The sequence below is a fragment of the Thiomonas islandica genome (assembly GCF_055383445.1).
Genome location: NZ_AP042391.1, coordinates 2,155,690 through 2,182,589 on the forward strand (window position 1 = coordinate 2,155,690; position 26,900 = coordinate 2,182,589).

Here is a 26,900-nt window from a genome sequence, read left to right on the forward strand (position 1 = left end):
TTTACACTTTCACCATCGCATCCAATGCATCAGACATGAGCCCACACGGTACCGCAGACATGCAACGGCTGGACACCCTGCAAACCCTGCATGCGCAGGCGGAACAAACCAGCCAGGCCGCAGGTCAGGCGGTGGGCCAACAGCAGGAGCACATACGCTCGGCGCAGGCCAAGCTCGAGCAGCTGCAGAGCTACGTCGCGCAATACCGGGAGCAAATCGCGGCACTGGGGGCGGCTGGTGCGCCCTGGAGCCAGGTGCGCGATCTGCGCGGTTTCGTCGACCGTATCGACGCCGCAATCGCCGCGCAGCGCACCGAGCTGACCCGTCAGCAGCAGCGTCTGGCCGAACTTACGGCGCAGTGGGCTGCCGCCCGCCAGCGCGAAAAAGCCTTTGCGGTGCTGATCGAGCAACATCAGGCGCAAAGCCGTCTAGTGCAAAAACGCAGTGCCCTGAAAAACCTTCAGGAGTGGGCAGTACGCCGCGCCTCGCAGTTTCTGCCGAGTTCCCAGCAGCGCTCCAATCTGTAGCTCGGCGCCCCTGCCCAGTGCTGGCGCAGGTTTTGCTTTGGATGGGCATGCCGATGCCTGAACCGCCACCATGCCGCTGATTTCCGCCACCCTGTCCATGCCGGCAGCGCCATCTGCCGAGGCCGCATCTGCGTCGCCAACAGCCGCGCCATCGGACGCAGCGCCACGGTTTGCCGATGCCTTGGCCCGCGCGGGGCAAACGCCGGGTCCGTCTGCGCATCCTGTCGGGGCACAGCAGACCGAGGCAGACGACATGTCGCTGCAGCTGGCACCCAGGCCGCCGATCCAAAGCCTAGCCGGCGGGGCCAGCGACGGCGACAGACCGCCGATCCAGACAGTAGACGGGCGGCTGCGCGATCCTGCCGCGGTGGCGCAGCTGGCGGGCCTCACCGCTTGGATCTTACCTGCCGCAGTGGCGATGCCAGCGGCAACGCCGGACACCCCAGGCGGCAAGACTTTGCCGCTCGAACAGCGCAGAACTGCAGCCGCAGATGCGCCCATGGCGCAGGCTCTTGCACCAGGCATGCCGGCCCCGTTTGGCTCTCCCATCCTACCCGCGTCGGCAGCGCCAGCACAGCAGGCCGCGCAAGCCTCCGCCGCCGGACAGGGCGCCATGCCACCCGCACAGACTCTGGTGCAGGCCGCCGAAACCGTCGTGCAAGGGCCTGCTGCCGCCCCGGCGTCGCGGTTCCCGGATCATTCGGCGATGAGCACTGGGGGGCTCGTGGCGCGTCAAGGACAGGCGCCCGCGGCGTTTGCCGTGAACGCGCTCTTGCCAGAACATGCAGAACAAGCCAGCCTTGCCGCTGCGCAAATCGAGGCTCGGTCTGAACACATCGGGCCTGTGGTGCCCAAGTCGCTGCCAGCCCTGCCTGCCGTGCCCGCTCAGTTCGTACCGCAGACCCTGCCCCTTGTGATGCAAGCCGTGCAGACGGCACTGCCTGCGACCGTGCATCCGCCCGTGGGCACGCCAGATTGGGGCGCGGCGGTGAGCCAGCAGGTGCTGTTCGCTGCGCAAGGGCAGCAGCAACTCGCTACCCTGCACTTGAACCCGCCGCAGCTCGGGCCGCTCGAAGTCCATCTGCAATTGCACGACGGCCTAGTCCAGGCGCAATTCGTCTCGGCGCATGCGGTGGTGCGGCAAGCGGTGGAGGCGGCCTTGCCACAGTTGCGCGATCTGCTGGGCAGCGCCGGCTTGTCACTCAGCCAGGCCTCAGTCAGCCCGCAAGGCGGGCAGGGCGGGCACCAACCCCCGCCTCGCGCGCCGCGCGGCGTGGTCAGCCCGATCGCGCTGGATCCGGTCGGTGCCGGGCCCGTCGCGAGCACTGCGGCGCGTCCAGCGCGCTGGCAACAAGGGATGGTGAACACATATGTCTGAGCCACATACGCGGAACCGCGCGCAGGTGGTTTGCTGCGGCAGGCCGCTTCAAAACCCGCGGGTACGTGCCGTTATCCCGATAGGTGAAGTGGCATTGCCTGCCACGCAAGCGAATCCAGGGCGCGTCTTGCGCGCCGTCCACAGCACATCGGGAGTCGGGAATGGCAGAACAAGAGTCCAAGGGCAAGGAAAAAGGCGGTGGCAAGACCAAGCTCATCATCCTGATCCTGGTCGCAGTCATCGTGCTGATGGCCGCAGGAGGTGCTGCGGCGTTTTTCCTGATGAAGCCCAGGGCGATGCCGACCGCGGCAGAACTGGCCGCGCAGGCAGCTGCCGAGCGCGCCAAGAACATGCGATTCATCAGCATGGAGCCGTTCGTCACCAATCTGCGCAGTACCGATGGCGCGGTGCATTACCTGCAGGTCAAGATCGACCTCAAGACCTACGACCCTTCCGTTGAAGCCAAGGTCAAGCTCATGACTCCCGAACTCCGCAACAACATCCTGCGCATCCTCGCAGCGCAATCGACCGACACGGTTGAAACCGTCGAAGGGCAAGACCGCCTGCGCCATGACATCCTGCGCGCGGTCAACCAGGTGCTCGAAGCGGCGCCCGCGGCAATCGCTGCAGACGGCGGCCACGGCAGTGGGGGCGGCGCAGCGCACAGCGGGGCGGGGCACGATGCCGCGCCGATCGACGGAGTCTACTTCACCGCCTTCGTCGTGCAGTGAGATGAGCTGGCGGGCGGTCGCACGGAGCTGACATGGTGCAGGACGTTCTCTCCCAGGACGAGGTCGACGCGCTGCTCGGCGGCATCGCCGGCGACGAACCCGCGCCTGACCCGCCACCCGAAGAGCAGGGCGGGGTGCGTCCTTACGATCTGGCTAGCCAGGACCGCATCGTGCGCGGGCGCATGCCCACGCTAGAGGTCATCAACGAGCGGTTCGCCCGGCTGTGGCGGGTGAGCCTATTCAACTTTCTGCGCCGCTCGGCCGAGATTTCGGTGTCATCGGTGCGATTGACTAAATACAACGAATTCATCCGCGGTCTGGTCGTGCCGAGCAACCTGAACCTGGTGCAAATGAGGCCGCTGCGCGGCACGGCGCTGTTCATCTTCGACCCACGGTTGATCTACAGCGTGGTCGACAACTTCTTCGGCGGTGACGGGCGGTTTCATGCACGCATCGAAGGCCGCGACTTCACCCCGCTGGAGCAGCGCATCATCAAGCGCATGCTCGATATGGTGTTCAAGGAATACAAGACCGCGTGGTCGCCTGTCCTGCCTCTCGAGCCCGAGGTCACCCGCTCCGAGGTCAACCCGCAGTTCGTCAACATCGCCACGCCGACCGAGGTGGTTATCATCTCCACCTTCAACATCGAGCTCGAAGGCGGCGGCGGCAGCCTGCATGTCTGCATTCCCTACGGCATGATCGAGCCAATCCGAGATCAGCTCACAACCGGCATGACCACCGACCGCAGCGAGATTGATCATCGCTGGGTCAGGGCGCTGCAGACCGAAATGCGCGAAGCCGAGGTCGAGATGCGGGTCGAGTTGCTTCAACGCCAGATCCTCGTGCGCGAACTGCTGACCCTTCGCGTGGGCGATGTGCTGCCTGTCGAAATGCCCGAGACTGTGGTGGCAAAGGTCGATGGCATTCCCGTGCTGGTCGGGGAATACGGCCGGCACGACGACAAGATGGCGCTCAAGATCCGACAGCAGCTCTTCCCCGAGGTGCCGGAAAAGGCACAGCTCCTGCCCCATGGCAGCGCAGCCTCCATACCGATCCCGTAACCCGCAGGACTTCGCATGGCAGACGATCCCACCACCGCCCCCCGGGCCGCCGACGACATGGCCGATTGGGGCGCGGCCTTGGCTGAGCAGGGTGTCGCAACCGACAGCGCAGCTGCGGCTGCGACTGTTGGGCCGGCGCCTCCGCCCCAAGTCAAACCCGCACCCTTTGCCGAGCTGCATGCCGAGCCAGTCGGCTCGATGCCCAACACTCAGCTTGATCTGGTGATGGACATCCCTGTGACGCTGTCGGTCGAACTCGGCCGCACCAAGATCCAGATCCGTGAGCTGCTCCAGCTCGCGCAAGGCTCTGTGGTCGACCTAGACCGGCTGGCTGGAGAACCGATGGACGTGCTGGTCAATGGCTTTTTGATCGCGCGCGGGGAAGTGGTGCTGGTCAACGACAAATTCGGTATTCGCCTCACCGACATCGTCAGCCCCACCGAACGCGCCAGGCGGCTGGGTTGACCCGTTTCTCACGCAACGCCCTGGGATATTGAGGCGAAGACGCCCCTTAGCTCAACATGCCCTTGAGATCCTTGAGCACCAGGAACAGATGGTACGGGTCAGTCGGGCTGGGCTCGAATTCCCACGATTCGTACCACTGCCGCGCTGCATCGTCCTTGGCATGGACCAACAGGCAGCGGATGCCGGCGATGTCGGCGGCCTGTGCGGTGCGCAGCAGCGCATCCTTGAGCAAGGCCTGGCCCAAGCCTTTACGCTGATGCGCCTTGTCCACCGCGAGCCGGGCCAGGATCATGACCGGTACCGGGTGACGCGCCAGCCCCTTCATCACTTTTGACGGCGCAGCCTCCGGATCGACGCTGCCGACCGCGAGGCTATAAAACCCCACCACCACGTCACCCTGGCAACAGACGTAAGTCTGCGCGCTATTGGCCTTCTGGTTGACGAGTGCGTAGCGCTGCAGGAACTGGTTCAGTGCATTCTCACCGCAGTCGAACGCATCGACCTGATCGGTCGCGGCCAGCTTTCGAACGGGTGAGTAGCCATTTCTCAATCCAGCACCCCGGGTTCACGCAGCAACTTCTTCAGGCGCGGCTTGCTTTGCACCGGGCGGTCCAGCGCCTCGTGGAAGGCCTGCCACTGCGCATCACTCAGCACGAACTGGCGACGATCCGCCAGCGTCTGCGCGGCCGCCGTCACGCCTGCGTCGAGCAGGAACTCGCTGACGTTCTTGTGGCAGGCGCGCGCCGCTTCTTGCAACAGCTGCTTGACCGGCGCGCTTGCACGAACGTCAATGCGTTCGGTCTTGGAAAGATTCAGGGTGCTCATGGTGCCCTCCGGACAGATCCAGATCTTGGATGCCCTTATTGTAGTCGTCCGGACATTGTCCTGACAAGGCGTTTCTTGTCTTGGCCATCATGCAAGCAGGTACATCCGTGTTGCAATGTGTCGGTAGCGATCGACAACTACCGACAAAACGCAACCGCAGAGTTTCCTTCGCCCCCCAATGCCGCAATCCAACCGCTTGATTCGTCCGCGCGTAGCTCTTTGATCTGTATAGGGGTGACTTGTGGTCTTTGCGGACTTTGGGCCAGTTTCAGGGAGCGAGGTCGGAGCGAGGAATAGCAAGGAGAGAGTGGAATGTGGCCAGGAACGGCCAATTCGGGTGGCGGGCGAAGTCCGCAGGCTTGCGCAGGAAGCCGCACGAGTTCGCAGGAACCGGCGCGATCGGGCAAGAAAAAACCCCAACCGAGAAAGGTTGGGGTTTCATTTATTGGTGGAGCCGGGGGGAATTGAACCCCCGTCCGCGAATCCTCCACAGCAGGATCTACATGCTTAGTGTCGCCGTTTGGTTTTAACCCTGCCGACGCGGACGGACGCGCTTCGGCAGCAGCGAGCCACTGGGTTTAAAACCCGGTCATGTGGCCTGACCGGATTCGAGCCAATGTGAATGACCTCGCAGGTGTTGCCACCCCGGCCCATCGGCCAGCCGTTGCGAGGCTCGCCGGGTTTAGGCGGCGAGTGCGTACGAAGAGTCGTTCGCAGTTACTTTGTTTCCAGTGGTTTATCGAGCGTACTGGGGCTCGGCATGCACCTGTCTGTTTTGTGATCCACGTCGAAACCGGGTCGGCCCCGAAGGAATTGAATTGTAGGCCCGCGCGGCGCAGTGCAGGTCGTGTTCAGGACATGAGGTCCAGGGCCAACAATTCAAGGGGGTGGGTGATGATGGCGTCTGCCCACCAGGTGGTGGGCCTGGTGGGGCCGCAGTAGCCGTATGCCGCGGCGATGGCGTGCATACCTGCTGCGCGCGCGGCCTGGATGTCGCGCAGATCGTCACCGAGATACAGGCAGTGCTGCGGCATCACACCTAGCTGCCGCGCGGCCAGGAACAGGGGGTCGGGTGCGGGCTTGGGGCGCGCAGCGGAGTCGCCGCTGACGACGCATCCGGGCGGGTGTGGCCAGGGCAGCTGCGCAACCAGGGGATCGGTGTAGGTGCTGAGTTTGTTGGTGACGATACCCCATGGGATTGCCGCGGCGTGTAGCCGGTCGATCAGGGTCTCGACCCCGTCGAACAGGGTGGTGTGCACGCAGATCGCCGCGCGGTAGCGGGCGAGGAACGCATCTTTGAGTGCGGGGTAGCGGGGATCGTCAGGCTGTACCTGCATGCCCACGGCGAGCAGGCCGCGTGCACCATGTGAGGCCATTGGGCGCAGCACTTCAAGAGGCAGGGCGTGCAGCCCGTGCTCTGCGCGGACGTGGTTGAGCGCGGCGGTCAGATCCGGGGCGGTGTCGGCGAGGGTGCCGTCCAGATCGAACAGGCAGGCCTGAATGGGGCGCGGGCGCGTCATCAGGCGGCCGGGCGCAGAGCCATCAGGTAGTTGACGCTGGGATCGGTGGTCAGCCGAAAGCGTTGGGTCAGCGGCTGGTAGTGCAGGCCAGCGATGTCGACCGTGTCCAGTCCGCACTGGCGGCCCATGGAGGAAACCTCGGAGGGCTGGAGGAATTTGGCGTAGTCGTGCGTGCCCTTCGGCAGCAGGCGCAGGATGTATTCGGCGCCGACAATCGCGGCGAGATAGGCCTTCGCAGTGCGGTTGATGGTGGAGATGAACAGCCAGCCATGGGGCTTCAGGAGCCGGGCCGCCGATCTGAGGATGGAGGCCGGATCGGGCACGTGTTCGAGCATTTCCATGCAGGTGATCAGGTCGAACGCGCCGGGCGACTCGGCCGCCAGGCGCTCGGCGCTGATGAGCCGATAGTCGATGTCCAGATGCGCGTCGAGCGCATGCAGCCGGGCGACTTGCAGTGCGGCCTCTGCCAGATCGATTCCGGTGACATGCGCGCCCGCGGCGGCCATGGATTCGCACAGAATGCCGCCGCCGCAGCCGATGTCGAGCACGGCCTTGCCGCGGAGTTCGGTATGGCTGCGAATCCACTGCAGACGTAGCGGGTTGAGCAGGTGCAGCGGGCGGAATTCGCCGTGCTCGTCCCACCAGCGGTGGGCCAGGGCGCTGAATTTGTCGATTTCGGCCGTCTCGACGTTGTGGTCTGTGGGGGTGGTCATGGTGCGTGTCCTGCGCGCCTCACTGAAACTTGACAAGGCGGTAGTAGAGCATTCCCAGCATTTCATGCAAGACCCGTGTGGACTTTTCCAGGGCGCTGAGCTGCGGGGTCAGCATGTCCAGCGGATGCAGCGGCAGTGCCTCGTCATCGACCGGCCACGCGCACATTGTCAGCCCCTCGTGGGCAAATGCCATCATCGCCCGCGGCATGTGGTCGGCCGAGGTGACCAGATAGCGCTGCCGGGGTGGGATGCGTTGCAGGCGCGCGCGCAGGTTGACTGCAGACTGGTAGGTCGTTCTGGACAGGGTGTCCAATTCGATGCGTGCCGAAGGAAAGCCCATCTGGCGCGCCAGTGTGCCCATCAGATCGGCCTCACGCACCGTTTTGCCCCAGCCGCCGGAAATGAGCAGCATGCTTGCCGGCACCTGTTGTGCCAGTTGCACTGCGGACAGTGTCCGGCGCAGGCTGGAAGCCTTCAGTGCAGCGACGTCATTAGTGTCGGTCGGGTTGCCGTTGACGCCGCCGGCCAGCACGACCAGCACACTGCCAGACGGTGGGGCAGGGCAAACTTTTTCGGCGCTGGCCTTGCGTTCGAGCACACCCAGCGCGAGGTTGGCAGTCAGCGGCATGCTGGCGAGAAGGAAAACCACAGTCGTGGCATACACCAGCACGCGCAGCATGAGGCGGTGCGGGCGCACACTCACCAGCACGGTCAGCGCGATCAGACCGCAGCAGGTGGCGCCGACCGGCGACAGCAGGAGTTCCAGGGTGTATTTCAACGCGCTCGGGACATCGCCGCCGCCGGCGCGGCGCGTGGCGCAATTCCTGCCCATTGCAGATACACACGCTCATCGCCTTCAACCCAGACATGGCGGGAAAATAGACGTTCGGCACGCCGACGGCCGGCCGTTCCCATGGCGCTGACCGTAGTGCGGTCGGTGAGCGTGATCATCTTGGCGGCCAGATCGTCGACATCCGCCGCGGTGAACAGCAGACCGGTGACGCCGTCTTCGACCACTTCGCCGCAGCCGCCGATACGCGGCGCGATCACGCAACGACCGGCGGCCATCGCTTCGCGCGCAGACAACGGAAACGACTCGCGGGTGGACGACAGCACGAACACATCGAGCAGCGCCAGATGCGACGGGATGTCGCGCTGCATCCCCGCGAAGATCACCTGATTTTGCAGCTCCAGCCGGGCAACCTGTGTCTGGGTCTGTTCGAGCAGAGGGCCGTCACCAACGATGAGCAGGCGGGCCTCGGGCGTCTGCCGGGCAACACGTGCAAACGCCTCGACCAGATAGTTGTGGCCCTTTTCTTCCGACAGCCGGGCGACGATGCCAAACACCAGATGCCGTCCCGGCTCCAGACCGTAGCGCTGCGCGAACTCGGCGCTGCGCGTCGCGGTGGCAAAGCGGTCCAGGTCGATGCCGCTGTGGATGACCACAGACTGCTCGGCGGGCAGGCCGTGGGACAGCAGGCGGTTGCGCTCGTAGTGTGACTCGAAAATCACAAAGTCTGCGCTGTGCCGCAGGATGCGGCCGGCCCATTTGAAGTTCTTGGGGTTGTGGATGTTGTGGATGGTGGTGATGATGGGCACTCGCCTCGAGGTTGCCGCAATGCGATCGCCAGAGGGCATCAAGCGCAGCGCCGCGCCGGCCACCATCGACGAACGCACCGACTGCGGCGCAACGAGTTCGATGCCCTCGCGGGCCACTACCTGCCGCAGCAGCCGCAGCGCGCGGAGGAATTGCGCCGCGCCGCTGAAATGAAAGTCGATGTCCACATGGATCGCGCCCTTGCCAATCAGCTCCTGCAGCAGCACGCCCTGGGTGGTGGCGACATAGACGCGATGTCCCCTGGCGGTGAGGTCTTCGGTGAGGGTGAGCACGTCGGACTGCACGCCGCCGATGCCGAACGGTTCGGTCATCAGATAAAGGATGTTCATGGTCGCTTGGTCTGAAGGGTTGGACTGGGCTTGAGGTGCCTGCGTGCAAAGCGACGGGTGCGCCGCGCATGCAAAATCTGGTGGATGGGGTCGAACGCCCCGGCCAGTTTGAGACGGAACATCGGCAGGTCGTCGCGGTCGGTGATTTCGGTGCGTCGCAGCGCGAACCGGTTAGTGTGGCGGTGATTGACCCCGGGCGCCACGCTAACCGCCGCGGCATAACCGGCCTGTTGCACCAGCGCCACTTCCCGCTCGCTCAGGTCACCCGACGGATAGCAGAACAAGTCGACCGATCGGTGCAGATGTGCTGCGATTTCCGTACGGCTGGCGGCAATTTCTTGTTGCGCCGTGTCCTCGGCGAGGGTGGGCAGATACGGGTGGGTCAGAGTATGCGAGCCGATGGTCATGCCGGGCATGCGCGCTAGCTGCCGCACTTCGTCCCAGTTCAGGTGCAGGCGCTGCCCGCCGGGGTTGCGGTAGCGCGGGTGGCTGGTCGCCTGGTCGCAGAACCGGGTGGTGACGAAAATGGTGGCCGGAATGCGGTAGTGTTGCAGCACCGGCAGTGCCTCAGTGAGGTTGTCTAGGTAGCCGTCGTCGAAGGTCACGGCAAATAGCGGCGCGCGCAGCGGGCCGGATTGCAGCGCCTGCAGCCCCTGCTCCAGGCTGACCACGGCATGCCGTGCCAGCTCCTCCATCTGCTGGGCGAAGCGGTCCGGTGAAACAGTGAGCTGGTCATAGGTGTCGACGGATGCGATCCGGTGGTACATCAGAATGCGCAGCCCCGGCTGCCAGGCGTTGCGCAACAGGGCTTGGGGCAGAAAGACGGTGGCGAGCAGTTTGCGCATGATTCAGTCCGCCCGGGCCACCTGCACCGGGCTGCTGGCGAGCGGCAGCCCAAGCGCCTGGCTGTGCAGCTGGTTGTACGCCGCGGCCGTGTGCGAGACGTCGAAACGCGCCATCACCGTCTCGCGCGCACGCTGGCCCAGCCGCTGTCGCAGCGCGGCGTCGTGCAGGAGGCGCTCCAGCCCCTGCGCCAGCGCGGGTATGTCCTGCGCGTCAACCAGTAGCCCGTTGTCGCCATCGACCACCACATCCGGAATGCCGCCCACCCGGGTGCACAGCACCGCCCTGGCGCTGGCCATCGCTTCGAGCAGCGCAATCGGCAGGCCCTCCCAGTGCGAGGACATGACAAAGACGTCTAGCGCCGCGACCAGCCGCGGGATGTCCTGACGCATGCCGGTGAACTGCACGCAGCGCTCCAGGCCCAGCTCCCGCACCTGCTGCATCAGCGGCGCGAGCAGGTCGCCCGTGCCGATGACCAGGCAGGCCAGTTGCCCTGCGCGTGCTTGTGGCAGCAGGGCCAGCGCGCGAAACAGGTCGGCATGCGCCTTTTGTGCATGCAGCCTGCCCACCACGCCAATCAGCAGGCGATCTGGAGGCAGGCCGAATTCCTCGCGCACTCCGGCACCGCTGGCGCTGGAAAACTTGCGCAGGTCGATGCCATTCGGAATGGCGACCAGCTTGCGCACGGGGATGCGGTAGCGCCGGGCCAGGGTCTGCGTCACCTCTTCGCTGCAACCCACCACCGCAGTGCTCAGTCGGGCAAGCAGCCGGTCGATCGCGTGGCGCCCGGCACCTTTCCAGGGATTGACCGTGTTGTGCACGGTGGAAAACACCGCCGGAACGCCCGCAAGCCGCGCTGCTAGGCGGCCATAGGTATCGGCCGTGAACAGATGGGTGTGCACCACGTCCACCTGCTCCCTGCGTAGCCAGGCCGCCAGACGCAGCACCAGCCCCGGATCGATCCGGCCGCGACGGCCGAAAATCTTCACCGGTACCCCAAGCCGCTCGAACTCCTGATCCAGCGGCCCGCCGCGAATCAGGCAGGCGATCTGGTAGCGATAGCCCGGTACGCGCAGCCGCATCAGATCGACCAGCAGCATTTCCGCGCCGTCGCGCGGCAGCTCGTCGATCATGTGGACGATCAGCGGGGAGGGTTTATCTGCGCGTGCCATGTTGCGTGGGTCCCGGTGGAATGTCCTGTGGGGGATACAGCCGTGCCACCACCGCGAGGTAAATCCAGAAAAAGATGTCTACCGCGGTATCGATCAAATGGGTGCCGAACATATTCACCCCGATCAATCCCGCCACCATGGTCACCGCACCCAGGCCGATGATGCGGTCGATGTCCAGCATGGCCTTGCGATACAGGAGCCAGCCGCGCCAGGCGAGCAGGCCGATGATCAGCAGCAGCACGATCAGGCTGGGAAGACCCATGTTCGCTGCTGTGTAGAGAAACATGTTCTGGTTGTCTGTCGCACCGCCGGTGGAGCCGTCGTAAAACCCCGGGACATAACTTGGCACCAGGCTGTGGAATTGATCGAATCCCTTACCGAAAATTGGCGATTCTTTGCTCATCTCGATCGCGGCGTTCCACAGCAGAAAACGCGAATCGGCGCTTTTGTCGATGGTTGCTCCCGATTCCCGGTCCTGGTAAGTTTGCTCGACCCGCGCCTTCATCGAATTGGGCACCAGCGCCGGGATGAAAAAATAAATCGACCCCAGCACCAGTAGCACTAGCACGAAAAACTTTTTGCTCTTGACAAACGACAGCGTGAACAGCTCCATAGCGAACGCCAGGTAGGCAGCGCGGGAAAAGGCCGCCAGAAGCACCCGCAGACCAATGAACACGATGGGCGACAGACGCAGCGATTTCCAGCGCGGAAAATAGTAGGCGCCGTATGCCAGAAACGGCGCGAAGGCGTAGATGATCTGTGCGGCAAACTCGTTGGGCTGACCGACCGGCCCGAGCAGGCGCGATTTTTCGATACTGCTGGCGCCGCGGGTAAACCACCATTCCTGGATACCGTAGAGGAAAATGACCGCGGCGGAAAACATCATGTAGATCACCAACCGCCTTGCCATATTCTTGTCCTGGATCAGGTTGACCACCAGAAAGAACACGATGAACTGGTCGAAAAATCCACGAACCGACAGCAGATAGTTCCAGATGAAAGGATGCAGACCGATGCGCAGGATCGCGGTGAAAATCGATACTACGGCTAGCCAGAACCAGATGCCTACCAGCCGGGTGAAGGCAAAGGGTTGGAGCCATTTTTTCTTGTGCTTGATCGCCAGCGCGACCCACACCGCAATGACGAGCAGTTCGAGCAGATTGGTGCCATTCAGACCGGGCGCGAGCAGCACGGGGTACAGCTTGCTCAGCGGGTAATAGATCACCATGAGTGCCAGAAGCGGCTCAGGACCCTTGCGCAGCTGCACCAGAAGCAGGGCGCCGAAAAACAGCGCGAAACCGTACAGCCCGATTTTCCCCGGATGCAGCTTGAATACGATAATGCTCAGTACGAACAGCGCCGGCACGGCCAGCAGCCACAGGGTCGAACGCAGCGCGGCCCCGACCCAGTCGGCTTGGGCGGATGCGGGCGGCGCCGGTATGGAGCTGGGCTGAGCGACAGCAACGCGGCGGTTGCTCTGCACCCCGGGTTTGTGACGCGGATGCGGGCTGATGACGCTCACCGGGCAGTCCTCCTTCGAGTGCGCGACGACGTGTCGCGGGTGCGCAGGTCGCGATGGAAAGCGGCGGACGGCTTCATGACGACGGTCCTTGTGCGCCCCTGATCAGCGCGTACAGGCGGTGATAGCGCTGGTTGCCGATGATCTGCCGGGCGCAAGTCTTGACCTGCGACAGCGCCTGCCCGCGCAGCAGCGACAGCGGCGCGCCGCGGGCGAAATCAAGGAATGCACGGTCGGTCGTGCCGGCGCGGATGGCCAGCCGCGGCAGCGGTTGGGCCGGCAGCGTCCCACCCGCAGGTAGCGCACCGACCGCAGAGCCATGCAGCACGCTGTAGCCCGCCGCACGGGCAAGCTGCAGGCAGCGCGCGTCGTATCGCCCGCCGGGAAAGGACATCTGCTGGATGGGAATCTGCAATTCCTGCTCCAGCCGGGCGTGCGATTGCTCCAGTTCCGCACGCAGCGCGCCGCTGGGCAGATCGCCCAGAAAGCGGTGGGTTTGACCATGGCCGCCTACGGTCATGCCCTGCCGCGCCAGGGCACGTACCTGGTCCCAGGTGCAGAACCCCGGGCGCCTGCCGATGAAGTCGGTGGTGATGAAAAACAGCGCACGCATGCCGCGCGCCTGCAACAGGGGCAGTGCGAGCTCGGCATTGCTGGCGTGGCCGTCGTCGAAGGTCAGCAGCACGCCGCCCGGCAAGGGTTCGGCGGTCTGCTCGATGCGCTTTGGACAGACCACCGGGATTTGCGCCGCCAGCAGCAGATCGAGCTGCCGCGCAAAGCGGTCGACCGACACCGCGTAGGGCCGATCGGCGGGGTCGATGGCCTGCTGCTGCACCGCGTTGGTGTACAGGGCGTGGTACATCAGGATGCTCAGGCGCTTCATATCTTTTCCCACCTCGCATCGACGCGGCCCGAGAGGAACCGCAGCAAAGCCAGCATGGCGGCGGCGTTCATGTCGAAAAACACGTGGGCGAAGCTGACCACGCGGCTGCGCCGTGCTGCGGGCACCCATTGCCCCAGCGCCGCAAGCAGATAAAAACCAAGCTGCAGCAGCAGGGCCAGGCGGTAGAGCGGCGAGGGCATCACGGCGCTGGAGAGCAGGGTCAGGACGAGGGCGTAGGGCACCAGCAGTCTGAATACCTTGTGTGACATGAACTGGAACCATACCGGGTTGCGCGCCGGGTTGAATAGCCAAAAATGTCTCGAAAAGGTCTGGAAATTACCGGTCAGGGTGCGAATCTTGCGCTTCTTCTCGGCCGCCGATTCGGTCTGCAGCAGGTCGTAGACCAGGGCACGCGGTTCGAGCAGGGTGCGTTTGCCCTTGCGTGTGATCTGCATCGGAATTTCGAAGTCGTCGAGAATGGTGCCGGGCGCGAGGGGCTGGTAGTCCGCCTTGCGGATGGCGTAAAGCGCGCCGGTCGCGCCAACGGTGGAGTGGAAGCGGCTTTCGGCCTTGCGGATGGCTTTTTCGTAACGCCAATACAGGCCGATGTTCTGCCCGGTCTGCGTGGCGCTGGGGCGGTGGACCAGCTCGGCGCTGACCGCGCCAACCGCAGGGTCGCAGAAATCCGAGATCAGCCGGCGCACCGCGCCCGGCTCAAGCGTCTGACGCACATCGCAGAACACGACGAATTCGGTACGCACCGCTGCCAGCGCCAGGTTCAGCGCGTGCGCCTTGCCGCAGCGCTGGGCATAGCTCAGGGTGCGTACCCCAGGGGTGCGGGCGAGCACTTCGATCGTGTCGTCTGTCGAGCCGTCGGAGACGACCAAAATCTCGACCCGATGCTGCGGATAGTCGAGCGCGCGCAGGTTGGCGATCTTGGCGGGTAGACGCGCGGCTTCGTTGTGGGCGGCCATGACCACGGTGATCGGCGGCAGTGCGGCATCGTCGAGCAGGGGGCAGTCGGGCAGCGCGCGACGCCGGGCCAGCAGGCTGATGAGCAGCGGGTAGCCCGCATAGGTGTAGAGCACGAACACGGTCGCAGCCCAGAACACCACGGCTGCGGTCATGGCGCCGCCTCCTGCACCGGGGCGAGTTGCATCAAACCGCGCCGCACCGTGTCGATCCACTGTTGCTGGGCCACGCGGGTTGTGACCGCATGGTCGATGTCTGCGAGATGCGCGAACAGCAGGCGGTCGTGCGCGGTGTGCCGCAGCCCGAGCGTTTCGCGCAGCTGACCGGCGTAGTTGACTGCGCTGTAATCGGTTCCCGCGCTGAACACCATCACGCCCGTGCCCCGCTGCGCCAGCGCCAGCAGGCTCTGGCCAAGGGTGTGGGGATCGATGCGTTCGTCCATGTCTGCGTCGGCGCCGCGGCCGTCTGGCAGGACGGACAGGCCGACATGGCGTAGGCGCTGGCGGGCGCGGGCGACAGTTGCGGCCAGGCCGCGCATCACCGCGCGGGTCCACGTGGCCCAGGCCTTTGGCCCGACGCCGTGGTGCATCAGGCGCACCCCGATATAGCGCAGCCTGCTGCGCAGCGTGGCGAAGGACAGCGCGTCGTACAGCACGATGGCGCTGACCCGCGCGTCGGCCTGGGCGCACCAATAGCTGGGCAGGGCGCCAGAACAAAAGCCCACCAGGGCGAAATGCCGCGCGCCGGTGATGTTTTGCAGCAGGTCCATGCCGGCGCACAGGTCGGCTACCACCTGCTCCTTGTACGACAGACGCCCATCGGCGCGCATGCTGTCGCCCATACCGTGCAGGTCGAAGCGCAGGGTGGCGATGCCGTCGGCGGCCAGAGCGCGCGCAAGCTTGACGTTGAGTCGGTGCGAGCCGACACGGTGAATCACTCCGGCGTTGAACAGCAGCACACCGAACCGGGGGATGGACGCCGAGCCGTTGGCCGGAAAAGAGACGGTGCCGAGCAGACCGCCCTGCGGCCCGAAGGTCATGGTGGTCTCAAGCATGCGCGGGCTGGACAAGCGCGTGAAGGAGGTGACCGATCCAGTGCATCGGCACGATGGCCGTGGCGGCGGCGCTGTCAGTGGCCCAGTCGATCCGGGCTGCGCTGTTGCCGATGCGCGCCTGGGCGGGCAGCTGCACGCCGGCCTGCGCTAGCGCGTCTGCGGTCTGCGCCGCATCGGTTACGAGCAGGCTCAAATGTTCTGCCGGCACGGGCAGCAGCCGCGCCGGGGTGATCGCCCCGATTTGCGCACGGCAGGCCGCGGTGAGGGCAAAGCCCAGCGCTTCTGTCTGCGGCTCGGGCAGCATGCTACGTCGCAAGGCCGCGCTCAGCGGCCAGCGCACGCCGTAACCCCGGCCGAGCGCGATCTGGCTGGAGGTGCCCAGATCGTCGAGGTAGTCCTTGCCGACCAGCACCGGCTCGATCAGCAGCAGCACCTGCGCCGGCTGCGCGGCGCGCCGCGCGGTCTCCAGTGCGATGGTGCCACCCAGGCGTAGACCGACCGCCGACCACTGCGGCGCATGACTGCGGCGCAGCAGCTCGGCCAGCGCGGCCTGTGCGTCGTCGATGCTGCCCAGCAGATCCCAGTCAGTGTCGTCTCCGGCCGAATCGCCACTGCCGTAGTAGTCGAAGCGCAGCACGTAGTAGCCTGCGGCGGCCAGCCGGTCGGCCATCACCCGGTACAGCCGGTGCGCCCGAATCGCCTCCTGCCCGAACGGATTGCACAGCAGCACCGCGTGGTGCCGCGGTGACAGTTCGGCAGACGGCTCGAGGTAGAGGCCCACGAGCTCGCGCCCGTGGTTGTTGATGCGCACCGGAGTCATGTCGGTCTGTGGTCGAGGATGTCGGCGGTGTGCCGGGTCAAGCGGGTGATGCGGTCTGTGCAGGCCAGCGCTGCGGCATAGCCGCTGCGGCAAGCCAGCGGTAGGAGGTCAAGCGCGGCTGCGCCCGGCGCGGGATGCACTTGCACCTGCCGACGTCGTGTGCGCAGCCCGACATGCAGACCCCGAGGTTCGAGCGCCAGACCGAGTCCAAGCGCTTTCATGCAGGCTTCCTTGGCTGTCCAGCAGCCAAAAAACGCCGCGGTGCGTTGGGCGGGCGGCAGTTGCTTGAATTCGGCCAGTTCGGCGGGTGTGAGCGCGCCTTGTGCAAGCGCCGCGTCGGGCAGCCCCGGGCGCAGCGCTTCGATGTCGATGCCGATCTCCATCCCCGTGGTCAGGGCAAGCAGCGCGACCTCGCTGCTGTGGCTGAGGTTGAAGCGCAGAGCACTGGCGTCGTGCAGGGCGGGCTTGCCGCAGGGGCCGCTGACAAAGCGCAGTTCCTGCGGGGCGCAGTCCAGATGATGGGCAAGGACGCGCCGCATCCACCCATGCGCAGCGATGTAGCGGCGGCGATGCAGGGCGTGGACGAGGCGCTGCACTCGCGCCTGCTCGGCCGTGTCCAGCCATGCGGCGGCATCCGCAGGTGGCCGGTCCAAATCCAGCTCCCAGACCTGCACCTCGCCCGCCGGTGGCAAGCGTGTTACCGCAGCGCACAGGTGCTGAGGCTTGCAGGCCAGCAGCGGCAAGTCATGGGGCGAAGCGGTCGAAGTGGCGGCGAGCATGGTTTTAGCGGAGCGAACGCTCGATTCGAGGCATGTCCGAATCCATATCATGCGGGCGACCGCAGGCCGCAGACAATCCCATCAAACGGGGGCGACTGGGTGGAGACGATCGATTGGCGCCCCCTGTCGGGCAGGGGATTTAGCAGGCCGTTGAAAAACGTCGCGAGGATGGCCCACCGCAGTAGTTTTTCAACGGCCTGTTAGGGCCTGTTAAGGCAACACAGCAGAACAAGTCCCTCGCGCACTGCACATCCAGGGCTGCGGGCGGTCTGCTGTGTTGCCCATGCCATCGCTGGGGCGATTGTCTCGGTGTGCGCCTTGCATCCCATCCCGCAGCCCGGCCGCAGCATCACAAGAACTGATTCAGTGCCGCAGCGATCTGCGCGCCGTGGCTATGGCGCTGCACAGCTGCTGCACGCCTTCGAGCACATCGATGCCCATGCGCGGCAGTAGATTCGGCGACAGGGTCACCAGTTGATCGTGTCGCACCGCACTGATGGCGGTGTAGCGCTTCCACTGCTGCATCAAGGCGTCTCCCCGCGGACTGGAGGTGACGATGAGCTGCGGATCGGCCCGCAGCACTGCCTCAGTGGAGATGGTGGGAGACAGCACGGCAAGGTTGCCGAACACGTTGCGACCGCCGCACAGGGTGATCGCCTGGGTGATCAGCTGAGGCCCGCCCACGGTGATTAGCGGACGGTCCCAGACCTGATAGAACACCCGCACCGCGGGTTCGGGCCCGCCGTAGCGAGCGCGCAGCGCAGCCAGCCGGCTGTCGAACGCCTGCACCCAGCGCTGCGCCGGGCCTGGCGTGCCGGCAAGGATGCCGATGCGTTGCACGGTCGAGGCCAGGGTCTGGAAGTCATTGGCCTGGCTCCAGTAGACCGGAATGCCCAGCGACTTCAGCCGCGCCGCATCGCGCGGCGGTGTGCCCGATTCCCAGGCAAGGATCAGATCGGGCTTGAGCCGCACGATGGCCTCCAGATTGAGCGCGAATGCATCGCCCACCAGCGGCAGCCGTCGCGCCCAGTGCACGTCGTCCGCACCGCGGATGGTGGCAATCACCTGTCGGCTGGCACCGGCCGCAGCGCTGAGTTCGAGCAATTGTGGCGACAGCGCGACGATGCGCCGGGCTGGCTGCTGCAGGGTGAGCACCTGCCCGGTGTCGTCGGTCACCCGGACAGGCTCCGCTGAGGCCGGCAGCGCGTACAGCAGCACACCTGCGCAAAGGACCAGAAACAGGCGGCGGATCATTGCGGTGTGGGCGTCTTGGGCTCGAAGGGGCACAGATCGGCCACGTTGCAGCGCCAGCACTCGGGCTTGCGCGCCTTGCACACATAGCGGCCGTGCAGGATCAGCCAGTGGTGCGCGTGCTGCCGGAACCGCTTGGGGATGACTTTTTCGAGCTTTTTCTCCACTTCCTCAGGCGTCTTTCCGCGCGCTAGCCCCAGGCGGTTGGCCACGCGAAAGATGTGCGTGTCCACCGCAATCGTGTCCTGCCCGAAGGCCACATTGAGCACGACGTTGGCGGTCTTTCGCCCCACGCCGGGCAGTGCCTGCAGCGCCTCGCGGGTTTGCGGCACTTCGCCGCCGAATTGCTCGAGCAGGATGCGGCTGGTGGCGATCACGTTCTTGGCCTTGGTCTTGTACAGGCCGATGGTGCGGATGGCCTCGCGCAGCCGTTCCTCGCCCAGTTCGATCATGGCCTGTGGGGTGTTGGCCACCGCGAACAACTGACGCGTGACCTTGTTGACGCTGACATCGGTGGCCTGCGCCGACAGCATCACAGCCACCAGCAGTTCGAACGGGGTGCGATATTCCAGTTCGGTGCGCGGCGCCGGGTTGGCTGCGGCGAAACGCTCGAACAGGGTCTGGATCTGGACGGGTGTCATGCGGCGCGATGATAGGCGGGCGCAGCCAGCAGGTTCGGCATGCACGACGGCAATGGTATGATTGCCGCTTGCCGAAGAATCCATAATTTCCCTTGTAAATCATAGGCTTACAACATTTCGATGCGTTTGACCTCTCTTCGTCTGGCCGGATTCAAGTCGTTTGCCGAGCCCGTGACGCTGCCGTTTCCCGGCCGCATCAGCGGCATCGTCGGCCCCAACGGCTGCGGCAAGTCGAACGTGATCGATGCGGTGCGCTGGGTGCTGGGCGAGAGCAAGGCCAGCGAGCTGCGCGGCGAGTCGATGCAGGACGTCATCTTCAACGGCAGTGCGCAGCGCAAGCCCGCCAGCCGGTGCAGCGTCGAGCTGGTGTTCGACAACAGCGACCACCGCATCGGCGGGCAGTGGGGACAGTTCACCGAAATCGCGATCAAGCGCGTGCTCACCCGCGACGGCACCTCGAGCTATTTCATCAATAACCAGGCGGTGCGCCGCCGTGATGTGCACGACATCTTTCTCGGCACCGGGCTTGGGCCGCGCTCGTACGCCATCATTGGCCAGGGCACCATCACCCGCATCCTCGAATCGCGCCCCGAAGACCTGCGCATGATGCTGGAGGAAGCGGCGGGCGTGTCCAAGTACAAGGAACGCCGCCGCGAGACCGAGAACCGTCTGCACGACACCCGCGAGAACCTCACCCGGGTGCAGGACATCCTGCGCGAACTCGGCAGCCATCTGGGCCGGCTGGAGCAGCAGGCCGAGGTCGCTACCCGCTACCAGGCGCTGCAGGCCGAGGCCACCACGGCGCAGCATCAACTCTGGCTGCTGCGCCATGACGAGGCGCAGACCCGGCGCCAGCAGATCACCGTGGCGGTTGGCGAGGCACTCAATGCGCTCGAGGCCCGCATCGCCGAGCAGCGCAGTCTCGAGGCCGAGATCGAGGCGTTGCGGCAGGCGCAGTTCGTCAGCAACGAGACGCTCAACCGCGCGCAGGCGGCGTTTTACGCAGCGCAGTCGCGCGTCAGCCAGCTCGAGGCGGAAATCCGCTTCGTGATCGAGGGCCGCCAGCGCGCGCAGGCGGCGCTGCAGGCCATCGATACCCAAACCCGGGAATGGCAGCAGCGGTACGACACCGCTGTGCAGCAGGCGGCCGAGACCGCCGAGCGCCTGGCCGATGCCCAAGTGCAGGCAGAGGTGGCACAGGCGCGGGTACAGGAACACGGCGAGCGCCTGCCTGCGTTCGAGGCCGCGCTGAGCGAGGCGCAGATGCGCGCTGCCGACGAACGCGCACAGGCCGCCGCAGCGCAGCAAGCGCTGCAGGCCGAGGCCGCGCGCCAGCGCGGTCTGAGCCAGCAGATCGCGCAGTTGCAACAACGGCAGGAGCGGCTGCAGGCCGAGCAGCGCGCGGTCGTTACAACCGACAGCCTGCGTCTGGCCGACCTGCAGCGCCAGCAGGACAGCCTGCGCGATGCGCTCGACACCCTGCGCGCGCAGCGCGAACAGCTCGATCAGTCCCTGCCTGAACTGCAGCAGGCACACCAACAGGCGCAGCAGGCGCAGCAGGAGGCGGCGGCCAGGCTGGCCGCCACCGCGGCACGTCTGTCGGCGCTGAAGACGCTGCAAGAGCGGGTGTTGACCGAGGGCAAGCTGCCGTCCTGGCTGACCCGGCATGGACTGGCCGGCCTGCCGCAGCTCTGGTCGCGGCTGCAGGTGGACAACGGGCTGGAAACAGCGCTCGAGGCCGTGCTGCGCGAGCGGCTGGCCGCGCTGGAAGTGCACGATCTGGACATGGCTGCCGGGTTCATCGCTGATGCGCCGCCGGTCAAGCTGGCGTTTTATTCGGCACCTGCAGCCGCCGTGGCAGCAGCGCCCACTGCAGCACTGGCGGGATGCCGGGCGCTGCGCGAGGGTGTGCGCTGCGGCGACGCCGCGCTGTCTGCGCTGCTGGACGACTGGCTGGCCGGGGTGTTCGTGGCGCCGTCGCTGTCGCAGGCGCTGTCGCTGCGCCCCGGTCTGCCGCCGCACACGCTACTGGTCACGGCACAGGGCCATACCGTCAGTCGTCACAGCGTGGGTTTCTACGCAGCGGATACCGAGCAGACCGGCGTGCTGGCGCGGCAGCAGGACATCGACAATCTCGAACGCCAGATCAAGGCCGAGCAACTCATCGCCGAGCAAAGCCGCGCCCGGCTGCATCAAGCCGATCACGAGCTGGCGCAGGCGCGGGAGCAGCTCGCCGCGTTGCAACGGCGTCAGCAGCAGGACACGCAGCAGCTGCACACGGTGCAAGTGGAATGGCTCAAGCTTACGCAGCAGGCCGAGCAGAGCGCTGCACGCCACGGCCAGATCGATGCCGATCTGGCCGACATCGCGGCGCAGCGCGAGGAGCTGCAGGAACAACTGGCGCAGAGCGAGGCGCGGTTCGAGGAACTCGATGCGCAACTGGCCGAACAGCAGCAACGCCAGGCCGATCTGGAAACCGAGGTTTTCCAGGCACAGCAGGCACTGGCCGAGGCCCGCGCGCAGCAGCGCCAGCTCGAAGCGCAGGCGGCCGAGAGCGTTTATACAGTGCGGAGCCTGCGGCAACAGCTCACGGAACTGCAGCGCCAGGCACAGATGGCGCAGGAGCAGCTCGCCCGTCAGTCCAGTGCGCAGGAGACGGCGCAGGCCGAACTGGCGCGCCTGAGCGAAGACGGCGCGCAGGCCGGGCTGCAGGCGGCGCTGGCCGAGCAGCAAAGCGCTCAGGCTCTGCTCGGCGCGCGCCGCAGCGAGGCCGACGACATCGCGCAGCAACTCCGCCAGCGCGAGGAAGCGCGGCTGCGGCTCGAGCGCGACCTCGACCCGCTGCGCCAGCGCATCACCGAGCTGCAGCTCAAGGAGCAGGAATTCCGGCTGCAGACCGAGCAGTTTGCGCAGCAGCTGAGCCAGGCGCAGGCCGACCTTGGTGCGGTGCGCGCCAGCCTTGCACCGGGTGCGCAGATCGCGCCACTTGCCCGCGAGCTCGAACGCCTGCAGCGCGACATCGCCGCGCTCGGCGCGGTCAACCTGGCCGCGCTGGACGAACTGGGCCAGGCGCGGCAGCGCAAGCAGTTTCTCGACGCGCAGCACGACGATCTGCAGGCCGCGATCACCACACTCGAAGACGCGATCCGCAAGATCGACGCCGAAACCCGCGACCTGCTGGCGAGCACCTTCACGCAGATCAACGATCACTTCGGCCGCATGTTCCCGCTACTGTTCGGCGGCGGCAATGCGCGGTTGATCATTACTGGCGAGGAAATTCTCGACGCCGGGGTGCAGGTCATGGCGCAGCCGCCGGGCAAGAAAAACAGCTCGATCCACCTGCTGTCTGGGGGGGAAAAGGCGCTGGTGGCCATTGCCCTGGTGTTTGCCATTTTTCAGCTCAACCCGGCGCCGTTCTGCCTGCTCGACGAGGTGGATGCACCTCTGGACGACGCCAACACCGAGCGCTACGCCCGGCTGGTCAAGGACATGTCGGCCAGCACGCAGTTCCTGTTCATCTCGCACAACAAGATCGCGATGGAAATGGCCGACCAGCTCATCGGCGTGACCATGCAGGAGCAGGGCGTCTCACGCACCGTTGCCGTTGAGATGGACGCGGCGCTACGCTTTGCGCAGGCGGCCTGATTCAGACTTTCCCGAATGCGCCGCGTGCACATGCCAACCCTGAGGACCCCTGGATGGGACAGTTGCAAATCGCATTAGTCGTCATCGGCGCCATCATCATCGCCGCCGTCGTAGCCTACAACGCCTGGCAGACTGGCAAGTTCAGGCGCCAGCATGGCGGGATCGATGCCGATGCCAGGTCGCGCAGTGAGCCGGTCGAGCCTGGTGGGCTGGACGCGCTCAGCCCGGACGGGGGACCACTGCAGCCGGTGCCGCTGCCTCCCGATGTCGGTCCGCGGCCGCGCCTGCTGCCGCTGCAGATCGATCCGCTGATCGATGCGATTGCCAGCTATCTGTTCGATTCGCCGCGCACCGGCGAGTCGCTACTGCCGCGCCTGCCCAAGGCGGCCCGCGCCGGTGCCAAGCGCATGCTGTTCGAAGGGCGTCATGCCCAGACCGGCCAGTGGGAGCCGCTGCAGGCCAGCGGCCAGTACGCCGAGCTGCAGGCCGCGGTGCAGCTGAGCAACCGCAGCGGCCCGATCAACGCGATCGAGTATTCCGAATTCGTCGCCAAATGCCACGAACTGGGCGACGCCCTGGGCGTGCCGCCCGATCTGCCCGACATGGCCGACGTGCTCGAGCAGGCACGGCAGCTCGACGCTTTCGCCAGCGCCAACGACGCCCAGCTGTCTATCACCCTGCGTGCCCGCAGCGTACCTTGGGGCATCGACTTTCTGCGCCAGCAGGCGCAGGACGCGGGTTTCGTGCCGGGGCCCGAGGCCGGTCGCATGGTGCTGCTCCATCAAGATGTCGATCGGCCGCCCACTCCGCTGGTGCATCTGCAGTTCGACGCTCGCGCCGATCTGGCCGACAGCGCTGCTGCGATCAGCCACGCCACCCTGCTGCTCGAAGTCCCGCAGGCCCCGGCGGCGCAAAAGCCCTTCGCGCGCATGCGCCAGGCCGCACGCGACCTGAGCGCCGCGCTCGATGCCGCCGTGGTCGACGACAACGACGCGCCGCTGAGCGATGCCGCACTCGACCACATCGAAAAACAGCTCGACATGCTCTACGAGGTGCTCGAGCAGCATGGCCTGCCTGCCGGCTCGCCCGCCGCGCAGCGTCTGTTCTCCTGAAGCCACCGCATGCCTGCCGTTTCGCCTGCTGAGCGCGCCGCGGCGCTGCGCGCCGAGATTGAGCGCCTCGACCACGCCTACTACGTGCTCGACGCCCCGCTGGTGCCCGATGCCGACTATGACGCGCTGTTTCGCGAGCTGCAGGCGCTCGAGGCCGCGCATCCCGAGCTGCGCACTCCCGATTCGCCGACGCAGCGCGTCGGCGGTGCGCCGCTGCCGCAGTTCGCCCCGGTGCGGCACGTGGTGCCGATGCTGTCGATCCAGACCGAGACCGACCCCACACCGCAGGGCGCGGTCGCCTTTGACCAGCGCATCCGCAATCGGCTCGGCCTGAAAGCGGACGACCCGCCGGTGATCTACAGCGCCGAGCTCAAGTTCGACGGTCTGGCAATCAATCTGCGCTACGAACACGGCGTGCTGGTGCAGGCCGCCACACGTGGCGATGGCGAGACCGGCGAGGACGTAACGCAGAACGTACGCACCATCCGTCGCGTGCCGCTGCGGTTGCAGGGGCACGCGCCCGCCGTGCTCGAGGTACGCGGCGAAGTGCTGATGCACCGTGCCGACTTCGATCGCTTCAATGCCCGACAGCGCGCCATGGGGCTGCCCACCCTGGTCAACCCGCGCAACGGCGCGGCCGGCAGCATCCGCCAGCTCGATCCCCGGGTCGCCGCACAGCGCCCGCTGGCGTTCTATGCTTACGGCTGGGGCGAGATCCGCGATTGGCCCGGGCAGCCCGATACCCATCACGCCATGCTCGACGCCTTCGAGACCTTCGGTCTGCCGGTGGCGAAAGAGCGTGTGCACGGCCCCGGCGCGCAGACCCTGATCGACTTTCACGCCCGCATCGCCGCTCAGCGCGACAGTCTGCCGTTCGACATCGACGGTGTGGTCTACAAGGTCGACGATATCGCGCTGCAGCAGCAACTGGGCTATCGCAACCGCGAGCCGGTGTGGGCCGTGGCGCACAAATACCCGGCGCAGGAGCGCAGCACCCGCGTGCTCGCCATCGACATTCAGGTCGGGCGTACCGGCAAGCTCACCCCGGTGGCCAAGCTCGAGCCGGTGTTCGTCGGCGGTGTCACCGTCACCAACGCCACCCTGCACAACGAAGACGAGGTGCGCCGCAAGGATGTGCGCGTGGGCGACACCGTGATCGTGCGTCGCGCCGGCGACGTGATCCCCGAGGTGGTCGGCGTCATCCTCGACCGCCGGCCCGCGGACGTGGGCCCGCCTTTCGACTTGTACCGCCAGCTCGGGGGGCGTTGTCCGGTATGCGGGTCGACCATCGTGCGCGAGGAAGGCGAGGCCGACTGGCGCTGCACCGGCGGGCTGTTCTGCCCGGCGCAGCGCAAACAGGCCATCCTGCACTACGCCAGCCGTCGCGCGATGGACATTCAGGGGCTGGGTGAAAAGCTGGTCGATCAGCTGGTCGATGGGGGTGTGGTGCGCACCCTGCCCGACCTGTACCGGCTCGGCCTGATGAAGCTCGCTGCGCTCGACCGCATGGCCGAAAAAAGCGCGGCAAATCTGCTCGCCGCGCTCGAAGCCAGCAAATCCACCACTCTGCCGCGCTTCATCTACGCGCTGGGCATTCGCCATGTCGGCGAAGCCACGGCTAAGGAACTCGCACAGCATTTCGGCAGCCTCGATGCGCTGATGAACGCCAGCCTGGAGCAGCTGCAGGCAGTGCCTGATATCGGGCCTGTGGTCGCGCAGAGCATTCGCACCTTTTTCGACCAGCCGCACAACCGCGAGGTGATCGAGCAGCTGCGCGCCTGCGGCGTGCACTGGGATGAGTCCGCACCCGCCGATGCCGCATCGCCCAAGCCGCTTGCTGGTAAGACTTTTGTGCTTACCGGCACCCTGCCGCATTGGAGCCGCGACGAGGCCAAGGCGCGCATCGAGGCCGCTGGCGGCAAAGTGACCGGATCGGTGTCGAAAAAAACGGACTATGTGGTCGCCGGCGCTGAGGCCGGAAGCAAGCTCGCCAAGGCGCAGGAACTGGGGGTGACCGTGATCGACGAGGCCGAACTGAAGGCCCTGCTCGGCGATGGCTGACGGGCTGCTGCTTGGCATCGATCTGGGCGGGACCAAGATCGAAGTCGCGGTGCTTGACGCGCAGGGCGGTTTCGTGTTGCGTGAGCGTTGCGCGACGCCCCAGGGCGATTACGCAGGCACCGTCGAGGCGATCGCCGCGCTGGTGGCGCGGGCCGATGCCGTCACCGGGCAGCGGCTGCCGCTGGGGGTGGCGATTCCAGGCTCGGCCTCGCCAGTGTCCGGCCTGATTCGCAACGCCAATTCCACCGTGCTCAACGGCCGCCCACTGCAGCAGGACCTCGAAACCCGTCTGGCCCGCCCGGTGCGGCTGCACAACGACGCGAACTGTCTGGCGATCAGCGAGGCGGTGGACGGCGCAGGGCAGGGCGCGCGGGTGGTGTTCGCGGTGATTCTCGGCACCGGTGTGGGTGGAGGGCTTGCGATCGGCCGCGCCGACTGGCTGGGCTGCAACGCGGTGGCCGGGGAGTGGGGCCACAACCCGCTGCCCTGGCCGCGGCTGGCTCCCGCCTGGGGCGAGGCACCGGGGCTGCGTTGCTGGTGCGGGCTGGACGGCTGCATCGAAACCTGGCTGAGCGGCCCAGGATTTGCGGCCGACCATGCCGCGCACACCGGCCAAACCGGCACGCCGCAGGACATCGTCGCGTCGATGCGCGCAGGCGACGCCGTAGCGCGTGCGAGCGTCGTCCGCTACTGCGACCGCCTGGCGCGGGCGCTGGCGCAGGTGATCAATCTGCTCGACCCCGAGGTCATCGTACTCGGCGGTGGCATGAGCAATGTGGACGTGCTCTATACCGAGGTGCCGCAGCGCTGGGGCGCATGGGTGTTTTCCGACAGCGTGTCCACGCGCCTGGTGCGCGCGCAGCATGGCGATTCCTCCGGGGTACGCGGCGCGGCGTGGCTGTGGCGCACGGCGTGATGCGAGGCTTGCATCTGGATACAGCGCCGAGTCGCAGAATGTTATACAGTAACACTTAATTTTCC

The 26,900-nt window shown here is 66.1% G+C and carries 25 protein-coding genes and 1 other RNA gene; 9 read left to right on the plus strand and 17 right to left on the minus strand.

Annotated features, from left to right (window positions below):
• Positions 1-35: 35 nt before the first annotated feature.
• The 5 genes from fliJ to fliN all read left to right on the plus strand — a co-directional run bounded on the left by fliJ (position 36) and on the right by fliN (position 4,162).
• Positions 36-527 carry a flagellar export protein FliJ gene (fliJ, locus tag ACZ47F_RS10610; protein ID WP_464924681.1) on the plus strand — a complete coding sequence of 164 codons (492 nt, stop codon included), beginning with the start codon at positions 36-38 and terminating at the stop codon, positions 525-527.
• A gap of 70 nt (positions 528-597) precedes the next feature.
• A complete protein-coding gene (locus ACZ47F_RS10615) occupies positions 598-1,905 on the plus strand; it encodes a flagellar hook-length control protein FliK (protein ID WP_464924682.1) in 1,308 nt (435 codons plus the stop codon).
• A gap of 161 nt (positions 1,906-2,066) precedes the next feature.
• The gene (locus ACZ47F_RS10620; protein WP_464924683.1) at positions 2,067-2,636 is read left to right on the plus strand and encodes a flagellar basal body-associated FliL family protein; all 570 of its coding nucleotides are present in this window, start codon (positions 2,067-2,069) and stop codon (positions 2,634-2,636) included.
• Positions 2,637-2,668: 32 nt separating this feature from the next.
• The gene (gene fliM, locus ACZ47F_RS10625) at positions 2,669-3,697 is read left to right on the plus strand and encodes a flagellar motor switch protein FliM (protein WP_464924684.1); all 1,029 of its coding nucleotides are present in this window, start codon (positions 2,669-2,671) and stop codon (positions 3,695-3,697) included.
• Between the two features lie 15 nt (positions 3,698-3,712).
• Positions 3,713-4,162 carry a flagellar motor switch protein FliN gene (gene fliN, locus ACZ47F_RS10630; protein WP_464924685.1) on the plus strand — a complete coding sequence of 150 codons (450 nt, stop codon included), beginning with the start codon at positions 3,713-3,715 and terminating at the stop codon, positions 4,160-4,162.
• 46 nt (positions 4,163-4,208) lie between these two features.
• Here the strand turns inward: fliN and ACZ47F_RS10635 are convergent, their stop codons facing one another.
• The 17 genes from ACZ47F_RS10635 to nth all read right to left on the minus strand — a co-directional run bounded on the left by ACZ47F_RS10635 (position 4,209) and on the right by nth (position 19,101).
• Positions 4,209-4,712, minus strand: a complete 504-nt coding sequence (locus tag ACZ47F_RS10635) for a GNAT family N-acetyltransferase (protein ID WP_464924686.1) — start codon at positions 4,710-4,712, stop codon at positions 4,209-4,211.
• Positions 4,709-4,987: a type II toxin-antitoxin system TacA family antitoxin gene (locus ACZ47F_RS10640; protein ID WP_464924687.1), complete on the minus strand. Its 279-nt coding sequence runs from the start codon at positions 4,985-4,987 to the stop codon at positions 4,709-4,711. The genes ACZ47F_RS10635 and ACZ47F_RS10640 overlap by 4 nt, the downstream gene beginning before the upstream one ends.
• Before the next feature lie 446 nt (positions 4,988-5,433).
• Positions 5,434-5,793, minus strand: a transfer-messenger RNA (tmRNA) gene (gene ssrA, locus ACZ47F_RS10645).
• Positions 5,794-5,838: 45 nt separating this feature from the next.
• Positions 5,839-6,507, minus strand: a complete 669-nt coding sequence (locus tag ACZ47F_RS10650) for an HAD family hydrolase (RefSeq protein WP_464924688.1) — start codon at positions 6,505-6,507, stop codon at positions 5,839-5,841.
• Positions 6,507-7,220: a bifunctional 2-polyprenyl-6-hydroxyphenol methylase/3-demethylubiquinol 3-O-methyltransferase UbiG gene (ubiG, locus tag ACZ47F_RS10655; RefSeq protein ID WP_464924689.1), complete on the minus strand. Its 714-nt coding sequence runs from the start codon at positions 7,218-7,220 to the stop codon at positions 6,507-6,509. Before ubiG ends, ACZ47F_RS10650 begins: the two co-directional genes overlap by 1 nt.
• 19 nt (positions 7,221-7,239) lie before the next feature.
• Entirely contained in the window at positions 7,240-7,998 is a 759-nt protein-coding gene (locus ACZ47F_RS10660; RefSeq protein WP_464924690.1) for a YdcF family protein, read from the minus strand.
• Positions 7,995-9,167, minus strand: coding sequence for a glycosyltransferase (locus ACZ47F_RS10665; RefSeq protein WP_464924691.1), 1,173 nt, complete (start codon positions 9,165-9,167; stop codon positions 7,995-7,997). Before ACZ47F_RS10665 ends, ACZ47F_RS10660 begins: the two co-directional genes overlap by 4 nt.
• A complete protein-coding gene (locus ACZ47F_RS10670; protein ID WP_464924692.1) occupies positions 9,164-10,012 on the minus strand; it encodes a polysaccharide deacetylase family protein in 849 nt (282 codons plus the stop codon). The genes ACZ47F_RS10665 and ACZ47F_RS10670 overlap by 4 nt, the downstream gene beginning before the upstream one ends.
• A 3-nt stretch (positions 10,013-10,015) precedes the next feature.
• Positions 10,016-11,182, minus strand: coding sequence for a glycosyltransferase (locus ACZ47F_RS10675; RefSeq protein ID WP_464924693.1), 1,167 nt, complete (start codon positions 11,180-11,182; stop codon positions 10,016-10,018).
• Positions 11,166-12,704 (minus strand): O-antigen ligase family protein, encoded by a 1,539-nt coding sequence (locus tag ACZ47F_RS10680; RefSeq protein ID WP_464924694.1) that lies wholly within the window; start codon positions 12,702-12,704, stop codon positions 11,166-11,168. The genes ACZ47F_RS10675 and ACZ47F_RS10680 overlap by 17 nt, the downstream gene beginning before the upstream one ends.
• 73 nt (positions 12,705-12,777) lie before the next feature.
• Complete coding sequence (locus ACZ47F_RS10685; protein ID WP_464924695.1) at positions 12,778-13,584, minus strand: polysaccharide deacetylase family protein; 807 nt, start codon at positions 13,582-13,584, stop codon at positions 12,778-12,780.
• Complete coding sequence (locus tag ACZ47F_RS10690; RefSeq protein WP_464924696.1) at positions 13,581-14,711, minus strand: glycosyltransferase family 2 protein; 1,131 nt, start codon at positions 14,709-14,711, stop codon at positions 13,581-13,583. Before ACZ47F_RS10690 ends, ACZ47F_RS10685 begins: the two co-directional genes overlap by 4 nt.
• Positions 14,708-15,610: an alpha/beta fold hydrolase gene (locus tag ACZ47F_RS10695; protein ID WP_464924697.1), complete on the minus strand. Its 903-nt coding sequence runs from the start codon at positions 15,608-15,610 to the stop codon at positions 14,708-14,710. The genes ACZ47F_RS10690 and ACZ47F_RS10695 overlap by 4 nt, the downstream gene beginning before the upstream one ends.
• Positions 15,603-16,430, minus strand: a complete 828-nt coding sequence (locus tag ACZ47F_RS10700; protein ID WP_464924698.1) for a serine aminopeptidase domain-containing protein — start codon at positions 16,428-16,430, stop codon at positions 15,603-15,605. The genes ACZ47F_RS10695 and ACZ47F_RS10700 overlap by 8 nt, the downstream gene beginning before the upstream one ends.
• Positions 16,427-17,209, minus strand: coding sequence for a 4'-phosphopantetheinyl transferase family protein (locus ACZ47F_RS10705; RefSeq protein ID WP_464924699.1), 783 nt, complete (start codon positions 17,207-17,209; stop codon positions 16,427-16,429). The genes ACZ47F_RS10700 and ACZ47F_RS10705 overlap by 4 nt, the downstream gene beginning before the upstream one ends.
• Before the next feature lie 363 nt (positions 17,210-17,572).
• Positions 17,573-18,463: a cobalamin-binding protein gene (locus ACZ47F_RS10710; RefSeq protein ID WP_464924700.1), complete on the minus strand. Its 891-nt coding sequence runs from the start codon at positions 18,461-18,463 to the stop codon at positions 17,573-17,575.
• Positions 18,460-19,101, minus strand: a complete 642-nt coding sequence (gene nth / locus ACZ47F_RS10715) for an endonuclease III (protein ID WP_464924701.1) — start codon at positions 19,099-19,101, stop codon at positions 18,460-18,462. The genes ACZ47F_RS10710 and nth overlap by 4 nt, the downstream gene beginning before the upstream one ends.
• A gap of 120 nt (positions 19,102-19,221) precedes the next feature.
• Here nth and smc point away from each other — a divergent pair, with 120 nt between their 5' ends.
• The 4 genes from smc to ACZ47F_RS10735 are packed head-to-tail and all read left to right on the plus strand — an operon-like array spanning position 19,222 to position 26,835.
• Positions 19,222-22,746 (plus strand): chromosome segregation protein SMC, encoded by a 3,525-nt coding sequence (smc, locus tag ACZ47F_RS10720; protein ID WP_464924702.1) that lies wholly within the window; start codon positions 19,222-19,224, stop codon positions 22,744-22,746.
• A 53-nt stretch (positions 22,747-22,799) separates the two neighbouring features.
• Positions 22,800-23,858, plus strand: coding sequence for a cell division protein ZipA C-terminal FtsZ-binding domain-containing protein (locus tag ACZ47F_RS10725; protein WP_464924703.1), 1,059 nt, complete (start codon positions 22,800-22,802; stop codon positions 23,856-23,858).
• Between the two features lie 9 nt (positions 23,859-23,867).
• The gene (gene ligA / locus ACZ47F_RS10730; protein ID WP_464924704.1) at positions 23,868-25,919 is read left to right on the plus strand and encodes an NAD-dependent DNA ligase LigA; all 2,052 of its coding nucleotides are present in this window, start codon (positions 23,868-23,870) and stop codon (positions 25,917-25,919) included.
• Positions 25,912-26,835: an ROK family protein gene (locus ACZ47F_RS10735; RefSeq protein WP_464924705.1), complete on the plus strand. Its 924-nt coding sequence runs from the start codon at positions 25,912-25,914 to the stop codon at positions 26,833-26,835. The genes ligA and ACZ47F_RS10735 overlap by 8 nt, the downstream gene beginning before the upstream one ends.
• The last annotated feature ends 65 nt before the right edge of the window (positions 26,836-26,900 follow it).